Raw genomic sequence first — 11,533 nt, 5'->3', positions numbered from 1 at the left:
GGGCATTTTGTCCAACTGCTGTTAGGCGAATGAACCATATTATTATGAAATTTTAAAAATGAAAAAATAAAAAGTTGTAAATATCAGCCGTGAACTTTAAACGGGTTGTTGGGCATGACAGGCAACGTTAAAGCATTGGCGATGTGGCGGTATTCTGTGTTCCGTCCGCCCGGTGCTGCTGCTGGTTAAAGATACAAAAGCTCATTGTTTATTCTATCGCTAGGCATTATTCGTCTGCCGAAACTGAAGCTGATGAGCGAACAAAAGCTGAGAATATATTCGTCGCCCCGCCATATTGCCAATGCAATGTTGCCTGCAGTATTAGAAGCCTACTTGTCTGTTCCAATCATTTATATACTGCTCAATTCTTCGAAATTCTGAGGGAAGTAATAGTCTATTATGAGCAATATAATTTCTTGCTTTTTCAAGCTCGTCAAGTCTCTGTTTCAACCAGTGCTGTGTCGGAATTAAATCTGAAAAGTCTGTCCAGTTTTGAATGATAATGTCGGATAAATGTCCGAACTCTATAAATTCTATTAGCTCTGTATTGTCACCTTCCAGCCATGAATTTTCTTTTGCTGCTTGCTGCCGCTTTTGTGCAAAATCTTTTACGCTTCTTGGAACTCCTTTTTCCCACCAATCAGTATCGAACTTTTCCTTTAAACGCTCTTTGATCAGATCTCTCACTGAATTTTCAAAACAGTTAACCAATGCGTAAAGTCGAGCCATTCGCAACCCTTCGTTTCGTGTCTGAATAGGGAAAGGTGAAAGAGTTTCTTCCATTAATGCTTTTTCCGCTTGTTCTGTGTCCGCTCCAATTCGAATTCCAGCGGATTTGAATTGCTCTGCTTCCGCTTCAAACATCAGTGCTCGAAACATCCACTCCCTTATGTTGGGTTTATCAGTCATTTAGTAGATGTTCTTTTAAAGATTTAAAAATTGCATTGTAAACTTCAATGTCTTTTGAAGCAGGTAAGTGGATTTCGATGTTATATCTCAAATTAGGTATTAAAGGAAAAGTACCGTTTCCGCTATGATTATTTGGTGGCGGAGGCGGTTCGTCACCTTGCTGATGTTCCTCTTCTTTCTTGGGCTTTTCTGTCTCTTTTTTAGATGGTGCTTTATGGGTTCCAGAAATGTCTGCCATCGAGAGCAATGAAAGAAATGTGTTAGCCATAAAACCGGCAATTTGGTCGCTTACATTGTGCGTAGATTTGAATAAACCGGTAATTGCTGGACGATCTGCTTGACTAGGCTTTTCGTTTATGTGAAAGATGTCTGAATATGCTTCTTTGAGAGCTTCCCCTAAAATATTCTTCGACCTTGAAGAATTTCTATAGTCATGATAACGCTGGGTAGGTGTCCCACTTTCAGAAATAAATTTCAAATCCTTTAATACCCCAATCAGTGCTCTGTCGTTGCTACTCGGAAACCCAATTTTCTTGAGGTGTTCAGTCGTGAATTTGTCGGGAGCAGTTCCTTCCACAATCTTTTTCATGATTGCGGGTAAATTTTTTACGCTGTTCAGATACTTTTTAGAAAGCATAAGCATGTTAGTTTAAATATTGCAGGCAACGATCAGGTATTTGCGAAGTGCGGATATTTTTTATTCTGTTGCTCACAACTCGCACAAAAGTAAAATAGCATTACTAATGTTGAGCATTTAACTGCTCTGCCCCGCATTTTGCAAATACTATGTTACTTGCTGTTTTTCTTCGCTTCTTGTCTGTTTAATTGAAATACAAAAGTTCATTGTTCGTACTTGCAACCTGTTTGTAAAAGATAGCATCTGTGCTTTGCTTTGTGGGCTTTTGCAAAGTGGTTGCAATGCTCATTTGTGTATCTGTCGTTTTTATTGGTCTAATATTGCTGCTTACCCTGTCAATGTGTCGAAAAACATGTGTCTATGTTATGAAATTGAATATCTATGTCTTGAAAATGATGTTCGTTGTCTGTTTTATTGATGTAACAATACTGAAAACCTGTCTGACTGTGCTGAAAACGATGTTGATTGTCCTGGTAACGCATCTTGTATTGACGGAATTGCATATTGTTGTCGTGGAAATGAATGTCATTGTCTTTGGTTATTCGTCTCTATGCGTTGGTTATTCATCTCTCACCAATTTTTATGCGTCTGTGTGTGCCGGTTACCTGTCTGTTAGTGGCGGATACGCTATTTCATTCGGTTTTTATGCCTCTCTTTGTCAAGTTTATGGTTCTGTCAATGCAGGAAACAGTTGTCTATACAAAAAATATTCGTCTCTCACTAATTTTTATGTGTCTATTGGTTAGGGTTTGTCTGTTTTAATTTCCTAATTCTAACTGATTTTTTACTAATTCAAAATACTTACCTTTTTGTTTGGTGAGCGTTTCATGATTGCCAATTTCCACAATTTTACCTTGTTCTAATACAACAATTTGGTCGGCATTTTTTACAGTACTTAATCTGTGTGCGATAATTACAACTGTTTTGCCTTTAAAAAAGGTTTGCAAATTATCGTGTATTACTTTTTCATTCTCAGCATCCAAAGCACTGGTGGCTTCATCCAAAAAAATATAATCGGGATTTTTATAAATGGCTCTTGCAATTAAAATTCGTTGCCGTTGTCCGCTGCTGATACCAATTCCCGATGCTCCAATTTTTGTTTTATAATGTAATGGCAAATTTCCGATAAATGTTTTAATGTTAGCCATTTCTACTGACAGCGCTAATTTTTCATTATCAATATTTTCATCACCTGTTGCAATATTCCTTTCAATGGTATCGCTAAAAATATATCCGTCCTGCATTACTACTCCACAACTTTTTCGGAGTTCTTTGGGTGATAATTCTTCTAAGTTTATTCCGTTATAGAAAATATATCCTTCAACAGGAGCGTAAAATTTAAGCAACAATTTCATTAAAGTTGTTTTACCGCTTCCGCTTGTGCCTACTATTGCCGTTACTTTTCCGGTGGGTATTTGCAAACAAATATCTTTTAATACAAAAGGTGAATGCGGACCCTCATATTGAAACGAAACATCTTTTAAAATAATTCCTTCATCATTATTTTTGCTAATAATTTTTTGTGCCTGTGGTTCTTCTTCAAGAAGATGATTTTGTATTTCGTTTAATCTTTCTAAACTTATTTTAGCATCTTGTAAAGAGCGAAAGAAATTGACTAACTGATTAACAGGCGAGTTCATTTCGCCTACTATATACGATACGCTTAACAAAGCACCTAATGTCATTTTATCGTGTACTACAAAACTGGCTGCTAAAAAAGTTACGAGAATATTTTTTATTTGATTGAGAAATTCAAAGCCCGAAAGTTGCAATTGGTCAAGTTTTAAAATACGGATATTTATGTTGAAAAGTTTGTGTTGAATTTCTTCCCACTTGTTACGCTTAAAATCCTCGAACTGGTTTAATTTCATTTCTGTAACACCATTCAGCATTTCGTAAATAGATTCCTGATTTTCGCTGCGTTGTTGAAAACGTAAATAATCTAATTGCCTTCGCTTTTGTAGCCAGTAATACGACCATACAACCGATAACACAGTTAGCGTCATATACACCAACAATATTATTATGTTGTAATACCAAAGCACACCAAAGAAAACGGTGAATGTGAGAATTGAAAAAAACGTGAGTAAACTTTGTGATGTAAGAAAATTTTCTATTCGTTCATTATCCTGAATGCGTTGATTAAAATCGCCCATCGTTTTGGTATCAAAAAACTTAATGGGCAATTGCAACATTTTTTTTAGAAAATCGGAAATAATTTTAATACTCAGTTTTGTACCAACAAATAATAATAACCAGTTGCGAAAAATACTCATGGCAATGCTACCCATATATAAAGCCAATTGAGCCAACAAAATAGTAGTGATGATATTAATATTCTTTGCATGAATGCCTTTATCAATAAGGTTTTGCGTTAGGAATGGAAATACTAAAGTAACAGCACTTCCTAACAAAAGCAATAAAAACATCCAAGATAATTGCTTAGTGTAGGTCGTTAAATATTTAAAAAGGAATTTTATTTTAACCTGAGCCGAAGCAGGTGGTTGCAGTTTATAAAATTCTTCGGTTGGTTCTAAAAATAAGGTCACGCCTTTATCTTCTTCACTTAACCAACTTTTTTTAAAGCGTTCTTCGTTTAATTTTACCAATCCATGGGCAGGGTCGGCTATGTAGAATTTATTGTTTTTAATTTTATACAATACAACAAAATGGTTTTGATTCCAATGAAGGATTGCAGGAAGAGTTTCCTTACTTTCTTTAAGATTATTGATAGTTAGTTTTGCAGAAATAGTTTTGAAGCCAATTTTTTTTGCAGCTTCAGTAATACCTAATAAGGATACACCCTCGCTAGTGATGGAACAATTTTCTCGTATAAATTGTAAGGAATATTTTTTACCATAAATACTTGAAAGCATGGAAAGGCAAGCGGGTCCGCAATCCATAGTATCGTATTGAAGCTGCACTCGGAAATAATATCTTGCCATTAGGATGATATTTGAGGTATACTATTCCACATGATATTTCAAGGGGGGGGCTTTTGAACAGGCAACATCGGGATAATACCATTTATCATTACCGTATGCTTTAATAACATCTTTCCAACATATTTTATTCAAATCTCTACATAAATCATATTCGGCACAAGTACTACACGCACTATCAAATGGTATTTTTTTTTGTGGAATTTTTCGAATGTATTTAGCAAAATCTGAATTCCATATTTCCAACAAACTACTTTCAAGTACATTTCCTACTATAAATTGATCATGCCAATATAACTCTTCACAAACAGTAACATTCCCATCAGGTAAAATAAATAATTGCGAATAATTTGCGGAACAAGATGCCCTCTCTCTTCCTTCTCTGATTGCTGGATTTGGACTATCATTAATAGCTATTGGGTTTACACCATCAGGCAATATTGCAAATTTCGTATATTGCTCGCTTAATTTTCTAAGATATTCATATGTTTCAGTAGTTTTATGTTTATTTACTCTGTAATTTTCATAGCTATCCTCACTTAAATACAATGAAGGCCCCGCCTTGTCAATTCTCCACGTAACAATATTATTCATATCTTTTATGAAATCGTAAATTGATTTCATGTCATTAGGTGATTGATTTTTGCTATTTAAAATTGTATGCAAGTACACTCCAACATTTGATTTGTTCAAGTAAATTAAAGCTTCTTTAATTTTTTCAATATATGCTTTATCTACATTGAGTATTTCTGTCAAATTATTAGGAACTAATGTATCCAATGAGACCTGTATATCAGTTATTTTATTTGATGCTAAAAAGTCAATAGCATCATTTGAAATAGGGACTTTAGTTGATATATAAGGATGAAATCCACTATCATATAAATAAATCAAAACCTCTTTCCAATTTTTATAAAGGAAAAATTCTCCGCCAATAACTTCAAAACTTCTAGCATGAAATGATTTTGCTTCATCAATTAATTCATAAACTCTTTCTAATGGTATTTTGCAACTTGTCTTAATTCTTCTGTCTGCATAGCAATAAAAACAATTTGTAGCACATGTTGTATTAACCATTAATGTAATATCTGTTGGCGTTTTATGTCTTTTATGAGAGATGTCTACACTTTCATAGATAAAATCCTCTGGATTATATTTTTTACTATTCTCAAGAATGTTTCTGATGAGAGTTTTTCTTGGAAAGACTATGTCTAATTGATTATCGTTTTTAAAAGAAATAATATCATCATTTTCAATTAAAGGGTCAATAAATTTTTTAATGAACTCAATACTTACATTCAGATAGTTCGAAGCATTTCTAATTCCTTCTTCATATTCAGTATTATTAAAAAACGCCAATATCATAGCATAAATGGGGTGTATAACAGACTCGTAGCTATTATCCGATCCGTCTTGCAATGAACGAAACATTTCGCTTGGCATTAATAAAACTCTGCCTTCATCTGGTTTAAGATGATATTCTGGATTAAATGATATATTCATAATATTTATATTTTAAATTGTAAGAAGAGAGTCGAATCTCAAAAGACTCAACTCTCGCATAAAGCTAAAAGCAATTTCTAATTAATTGCTTACTTGACCTCCGCTGATACATGCTGTTCTGCAACCAGATTTACATGCACAATCAACAGATGCGGCTAAACCACCTTTTAATTTTTGCATTTCTGCGTTTTCAAGCAATTTAATTGCATCTAATTGAAACTGCTTTTTTTGAATTTCATTTTTCATAAAAAACATTTTTGAATTTAATGCCTACTCTTTTTAGGGATTTTCGGCAATTTTCCCATTGTTGGCCTACAATATTTTTAATTACTTGTTCTTTGCATTTCATCGTTGTTACTTTTTTCAATTTGCTTGTTTTCTTTCTTTAATCCCTTTTTAAAATTATACCTTATGCCTATAAAGAAACCTCTTGTATCTCTTTTAAATAATGTGTTTGTAATTTGTCCTTGATAGTTTTCAGTTAAACTCATATTTCCTTCTCTATAAAAAATATCATTCATTCCTATTCGGCACAGTAATTTATCTTTTAAAAGTTTGTATTGAAATGCAATATTTAAAACAGCTGAATTGTAATTGCTTGTTGAAAATCTGTCATAGCCTTTTGACGAAAAATTTAAATCGCTTTGTAAACTTAAACGAGCATTAAATTTTATGGCATTTGTAGTCGAAAAATTGATGCCTGTATAATGTTGCTCAAAATCGGGTGCACGAAATCGAGAAATTACAAAAGCTACATCTACCATACTGTTCCACCATTTTGTAATATCATTTGTGTAAGTCGTTTCAAGATAGTAGCCATCTGCTGAACTTAAATTTGCGAAGGTTTCTATTGTATAATTTCCCTGCGAAAGATAAACATCTGATAAAGCATTTTTACTAAAATAATAATTCAATGAAAATGATAACTTATTGTTTATAGCATAATCTGCAGCAAGAGAATATTCAATTGTTGGTTGTAAAAAAGGATTACCTTGTTTAATAGTGTATTGGTCATAAAAATATTTGAACGGATTTAGAATAATATAAGGCGGTCGTGAAATTCTTTTTGAATAACTCAAAGAAATATATCTGCCTATACTATCGTTTAATGAATATTTTAAAAACACATCGGGAAAAAATTGCGTGTAATTATCAGCCACTTGTGTATTGGTTGTTGTTGAAATACTTTTTGATTGTGTGTTCTCAATTCTTAGCCCTGCTTCATATTCTAATCGCTTAATTTTTGAATTAAAATTCAAATAACCTGCAAGTATATTTTCTCTGTAACGAAAATGATTGGTTTGCGTTGTATCACTTTGCCATTCTGAATTTGAGAAGTTATACAAAAAGTAATCGTTACCATTAAAATTATTAGCATTGCTGTATTTTACGCCGAATTGTATGTTGCTTTTTTTATCTCTGAATTTATAATTCAAACCACTTTGTACAGTAAAAATGTGCAGCGAATCTCCAACATTCCCATATCTATTTAACTGATAAACAAAAATATTATTCTTATCATAATAACTATTTAAACTTGTATCATTCGATAAAGAATTTGAAACAGAATAATCTGATAAAACTTTAAATGTACTCCCCAAAGCATCAATTGTCCAATTATAGTTGAATGAATAAGTAGAATTTTTTGATTTACCATTATATGGGCTAAGACATTTAACTGTGGTATCGAGAATGTTATTTAAAAATACTTGTGTGTTTACTAATGAGTTCAAAGTATTTCTATTACCTGAATTAGAAATAGTTTCAAATTGGATAGTCTGATTTTTTGCAATGTCAAATTCAAAGCCGCCACGCCAACCAAATCCATTTCCTTTTGAAGTTGCATTGTTATATCTGAAAAACGAATATGGATTATTTTCAATTGTTCTTGTATTGATTCCTTCATAAAAATTTTTAGAATTATTATTATTTAGCGAAACATATACAACCCATTTTTCATTCTTAAAACTTACACTCGCATCTTCAAGAAATTTGGCATAAACACCTTGCTTGTAAGTGCTGCCCACACCCAATTCTATGCCCTTACTTCTTTTCTTTTTGGTTATTATTTTAATTATACCGCCTGCACCTTCGGCATCAAAACTTGCAGATGGGTGTGCAATTATTTCAATAGAAGAAATATCTTGCGAATGAAGCCCCTGCAAAAAAGAAACCAACTCAGTTCCCTTTAAATTTAATAAATGATCATTTAACATTACAGCAGCACCCGAAATGCCATTAATACTTATAGTTCCTAATTCATCAATTTTTACTCCGGGTATTATTTTAAATATTTCATCAGAACTCATTCCTGTTGTAAGCAAATTATTTTCTACATTAAAAACCAACCTATCAACTTTTCTTTCAATCAAAGGCTTTTTACTGGTTACTGTTACTGCTTTTAATTGTGTGTTGTTTTGTGTTAAAACAAAATTGAAATTTTTATTTGAGTTAGCAATAAAAGTTGTGTCAATAGTATTAAACCCAATAAATGAAACATTGAGAGAATATTTTTTATTCAACGGGCAGTTATCAATTATAAAATTGCCGACCGAATCTGTTAACGCAATTTTGTTAAACGTTGTATCGCATTTTAAAGTAACAGTTACAAACTCCAAAGGATAATTATTAATGTCTGTTACTTTGCCTTTTATTGTTTGGCTATTTACATAAGTTGAAATAAAAATTACTACTATTAATGAGATAAACTTTAAGTTGGGTTTGCTGAATAAAGCCGTGTTTGCACCTCTTTTGCAAGGTTTGCTATTGTGCAAAGGTTTTGTGTGCCTTGCAAATGTGGTGCAAACTTGTTGAGGTTTTATATTAAAGTACATACTTGTTTTATTGTTTGTCTTTTATTCAGCACATACTATTTGTTACATAAATCCCGCTTTGTGTGTCAATTTTTAAAATAGCAAGTAACGTTCGAGTATTTGCGAAGACAGGGAATTCATTGATTGTCCAGCCCGGTACAAATGCCCATTTGAAAATATGTTGTTGAAGTTATGAACTAAAGCTGAACATTGAACGTCGAGCCAGAACGGCTGTTGATAATTGCATATAGCTGATGTCACAATGTCCAGCCCTGCTTTTGCAAATACTTTTGTTGGTGGCAGGCGTTTTTGTCGTCAAGTTGTTTTTTTGTCTTTTACACCCGCAATTAATAACCACAAACAAGTTCCAATTTCTCCAATACTTGCTGGTAAACTTATGTATGATGATATTCCAATTTTAGAGTAGTTATGAATTAGAGTGTGGCCTAAGAAATTTATTAAGTATCCAAAACAGCCAAACATTAGTAATACTCCTAAAATTTTGGGCAGGAACTCGGATTTGAAAACTAAATAACCGAAAGGGAACAACCAAAGTCCTGAAAATATATGCACAATTCGCATGCCGTTGTCATACTGTCCAAGATATAACATTACCTGCGATTGGATTTGCTCTATTGATAACCCTAATTTATTTTGTCCTTCTTTGATAAGGGAAAGAATTGAAAATAGGTTTTGAACATTTAAGAAAAATACGGGAACACTCAAAACCGCTAAAAGCACCATTAGTTTAGCATAATTTTCATTTACGGATTTCAATAATTTGTACAGTACGAGTGGCAAGAAAAGAAAAAATGTATAGCATAAAAGTCCGCCAACGATTCCAAACCGTAAAAGTGTTTGAGCTGAAGCAATATTTTGATAAACCAAAGAAGCATTATCTGCATTAAAAAGTTTAGAAGGCACATACATTAAAGTAAAAATCCCTGTTACTACTACTCCTAAATATAAAAGTCCTGCAATTCTTGCTAATTTTTTGTTTGAGAAATCTGTCGCCATAATTCAGTTGGTAATTTAATTTTTTACTTTTGTCCATTTCCAAGCATACCATACGATTATTGAAGTAAGTATGCTTTCGACGATTGCATAAAAAACATAGAAGGTTCTCCATTCTGAAATTGATGTAACTGCAATCAAAAACATAATTGCTGTAAAAAAGCAACCTGCAATTATGTTTAACTTTCTATTTATTCGGGGTTTCAATATAACAGACAAGCAAATCATTAAGGCTGGAACTGCCAATAATACTGAAGCTGCAAACAATTTTACTGGATTGTCAAGCATACTGTTACCATTGATTATCCCTTGCACTTTGTTAGGCACATAGAGTTCAAAATAGTCGCCATAGATATAAAAAAATGTAACAGAAGCCCAAAGTGCCGAAAGTTTGATTTTGATATTAACTTTTAAGTCTTCAAAATCACTTGTATTTGTCCCACTTGAATTCATAAATCTCTTTAGGGTTAAGTTAATAATTGTCTGCTTTTAGTGTAACGAACTGACGAAACGATTGAATCGTATAAAAAGTTACAAGGGAAATAAATTATTTATAGTCTGCTGTAAACTGGAAACGGTCGGCCGATACACTTGCCACTAACGAACAGGGCTTGGCGATGTGGCTGAAATAGCGTTCTGTCAAGCTGGGAACTGGTGCTGAACAAAGATAAGGTGTTGATGTCCCCCTGTCTAAACGGTTGTAGAACAAGTTTATGGTTTTCGTCAAACATTCCCTTGTACATAAAGTCAGGAATGATATGCGATTTTTTTATTAATACTTTGGGAAGTCCGCAGAGTTTACAAATTTTCATACTGGTCGCTTTAGCCTTGCAGCCAACGAACAGGGCTTGGCGATGTGGCGGTATTCGTTGAACGCCCAGCCCGAACCGCTACCCAGGTTTGTTTTGGAAGTTGAAGATAAGAACTAAAGCCTGGCTTTGTTCGTCACGCTGGAACTGCTGCTGACGACTGCACATAGCTGAAGTTTTGTTTGTCGCCCCGCCATAGCAGCAAACCCCATGTTGGTGGCTGGGCTATTCTTGCGTTTCGGTGTTGTTTCCATTAACAAAGTAGACTGGTAAAGCGGCTTCCCCCTTCATAATATTTGACAATCCTTTTCTAATAACCTGTTGGTCAAATTCTAAGTCACCATGAGCAATTGGTGAATATGCAGTTCTCCTAAGCATTACCTTGTCAAATGAATAGCCTAACACTTGCCCCATTTCAAAAAGAAGATTAATAAACAAATCATCAATTCGGTTGCTCCAGTCCTGAGCTTGAGGATTACTATTGGAAAGCATGTCGTGATATTGTCGCCATGCTTGAACCACTTTTTGATATTTCTTCCCAATGAATTCGATGTCTATCATGTTTAATGCCTGTATATGCTCTAATGAAACTCGTGTTGCTCGTGTAGTCATAAGTGTTTTGAAAATATTCAATTTTCGCCCCCTTATTTCCCTACGGTTGTCTAACCATTTTTGAATTTGAATAGCAGCGATAGGTCCAACCAGCACTGCAACTGTCATGATGATGTCTTTTGTCTCCATTTATGTTTTTTGATGATTGGGGTGTCCGCCTTGCCACCAACGAACAGGGCTTGGCGATGGCAGGGGATTTTATAAAGTCCAGCCGATAACCGAAGCCGATTTAAAAACCAAAGTTGAAGTTAACAACTAAAAGCCAAATTACTATCGTCAAGCTGCAACAGAAGC

The 11,533-nt window shown here is 33.8% G+C and carries 10 protein-coding genes and 1 pseudogene; 1 reads left to right on the top strand and 10 read right to left on the bottom strand.

Features of this window, described 5'->3' with window-relative positions; genetic code table 11:
- Positions 1 to 321 precede the first annotated feature (321 nt).
- Together EO766_RS17085 and EO766_RS17080 are read right to left on the bottom strand one after the other, a co-directional pair.
- Positions 322 to 909: a Swt1 family HEPN domain-containing protein gene (locus EO766_RS17085; RefSeq protein WP_074419536.1), complete on the bottom strand. Its 588-nt coding sequence runs from the start codon at positions 907 to 909 to the stop codon at positions 322 to 324.
- A complete protein-coding gene (locus EO766_RS17080) occupies positions 902 to 1,546 on the bottom strand; it encodes a DUF5343 domain-containing protein (RefSeq protein ID WP_143439153.1) in 645 nt (214 codons plus the stop codon). The genes EO766_RS17085 and EO766_RS17080 overlap by 8 nt, the downstream gene beginning before the upstream one ends.
- A 518-nt stretch (positions 1,547 to 2,064) precedes the next feature.
- Between EO766_RS17080 and EO766_RS17075 the strand changes: the two genes are divergently transcribed.
- Positions 2,065 to 2,292, top strand: a complete 228-nt coding sequence (locus EO766_RS17075) for a hypothetical protein (RefSeq protein ID WP_143439152.1) — start codon at positions 2,065 to 2,067, stop codon at positions 2,290 to 2,292.
- A 12-nt stretch (positions 2,293 to 2,304) separates the two neighbouring features.
- Here the strand turns inward: EO766_RS17075 and EO766_RS17070 are convergent, their stop codons facing one another.
- The 8 genes and pseudogenes from EO766_RS17070 to EO766_RS17040 form a co-directional block, all read right to left on the bottom strand.
- Positions 2,305 to 4,491, bottom strand: a complete 2,187-nt coding sequence (locus EO766_RS17070) for a peptidase domain-containing ABC transporter (protein WP_074419534.1) — start codon at positions 4,489 to 4,491, stop codon at positions 2,305 to 2,307.
- A gap of 21 nt (positions 4,492 to 4,512) precedes the next feature.
- The gene (locus tag EO766_RS17065) at positions 4,513 to 5,991 is read right to left on the bottom strand and encodes a radical SAM/SPASM domain-containing protein (RefSeq protein ID WP_074420266.1); all 1,479 of its coding nucleotides are present in this window, start codon (positions 5,989 to 5,991) and stop codon (positions 4,513 to 4,515) included.
- Between the two features lie 81 nt (positions 5,992 to 6,072).
- Complete coding sequence (locus EO766_RS17060) at positions 6,073 to 6,237, bottom strand: hypothetical protein (RefSeq protein WP_179853758.1); 165 nt, start codon at positions 6,235 to 6,237, stop codon at positions 6,073 to 6,075.
- A gap of 77 nt (positions 6,238 to 6,314) precedes the next feature.
- On the bottom strand, positions 6,315 to 8,363 hold the full coding sequence (locus tag EO766_RS17055; RefSeq protein WP_287101626.1) for an outer membrane beta-barrel family protein: 2,049 nt from the start codon (positions 8,361 to 8,363) through the stop codon (positions 6,315 to 6,317).
- 27 nt (positions 8,364 to 8,390) lie between these two features.
- A pseudogene (locus tag EO766_RS18495) lies at positions 8,391 to 8,825 on the bottom strand (carboxypeptidase-like regulatory domain-containing protein); the annotation flags it as partial.
- A gap of 294 nt (positions 8,826 to 9,119) precedes the next feature.
- Positions 9,120 to 9,821: a DUF4386 domain-containing protein gene (locus tag EO766_RS17050; protein WP_074420268.1), complete on the bottom strand. Its 702-nt coding sequence runs from the start codon at positions 9,819 to 9,821 to the stop codon at positions 9,120 to 9,122.
- A gap of 15 nt (positions 9,822 to 9,836) precedes the next feature.
- Positions 9,837 to 10,271, bottom strand: a complete 435-nt coding sequence (locus tag EO766_RS17045) for a DUF6326 family protein (RefSeq protein ID WP_074420269.1) — start codon at positions 10,269 to 10,271, stop codon at positions 9,837 to 9,839.
- 581 nt (positions 10,272 to 10,852) lie between these two features.
- Positions 10,853 to 11,368 carry a DUF6680 family protein gene (locus EO766_RS17040; RefSeq protein ID WP_074420270.1) on the bottom strand — a complete coding sequence of 172 codons (516 nt, stop codon included), beginning with the start codon at positions 11,366 to 11,368 and terminating at the stop codon, positions 10,853 to 10,855.
- Positions 11,369 to 11,533: the final 165 nt, after the last annotated feature.

It is taken from the genome of Hydrotalea sp. AMD, assembly GCF_004100315.1.
Lineage (GTDB): Bacteria > Bacteroidota > Bacteroidia > Chitinophagales > Chitinophagaceae > Hydrotalea > Hydrotalea flava.
This window is presented reverse-complemented; position numbering and strand designations above follow the sequence as displayed.

Bases quoted from the DNA above. Each gene is read 5' to 3' on its own strand.
- EO766_RS17075 (WP_143439152.1), top strand. From the start codon at position 2,065: ATGAATGTCATTGTCTTTGGTTATTCGTCTCTATGCGTTGGTTATTCA.
- EO766_RS17060 (WP_179853758.1), bottom strand. From the start codon at position 6,237: ATGAAAAATGAAATTCAAAAAAAGCAGTTTCAATTAGATGCAATTAAA.
- EO766_RS17070 (WP_074419534.1), bottom strand. From the start codon at position 4,491: ATGGCAAGATATTATTTCCGAGTGCAGCTTCAATACGATACTATGGAT.
- EO766_RS17080 (WP_143439153.1), bottom strand. From the start codon at position 1,546: ATGCTTTCTAAAAAGTATCTGAACAGCGTAAAAAATTTACCCGCAATC.
- EO766_RS17040 (WP_074420270.1), bottom strand. From the start codon at position 11,368: ATGGAGACAAAAGACATCATCATGACAGTTGCAGTGCTGGTTGGACCT.
- EO766_RS17065 (WP_074420266.1), bottom strand. From the start codon at position 5,991: ATGAATATATCATTTAATCCAGAATATCATCTTAAACCAGATGAAGGC.
- EO766_RS17050 (WP_074420268.1), bottom strand. From the start codon at position 9,821: ATGGCGACAGATTTCTCAAACAAAAAATTAGCAAGAATTGCAGGACTT.
- EO766_RS17085 (WP_074419536.1), bottom strand. From the start codon at position 909: ATGACTGATAAACCCAACATAAGGGAGTGGATGTTTCGAGCACTGATG.
- EO766_RS17045 (WP_074420269.1), bottom strand. From the start codon at position 10,271: ATGAATTCAAGTGGGACAAATACAAGTGATTTTGAAGACTTAAAAGTT.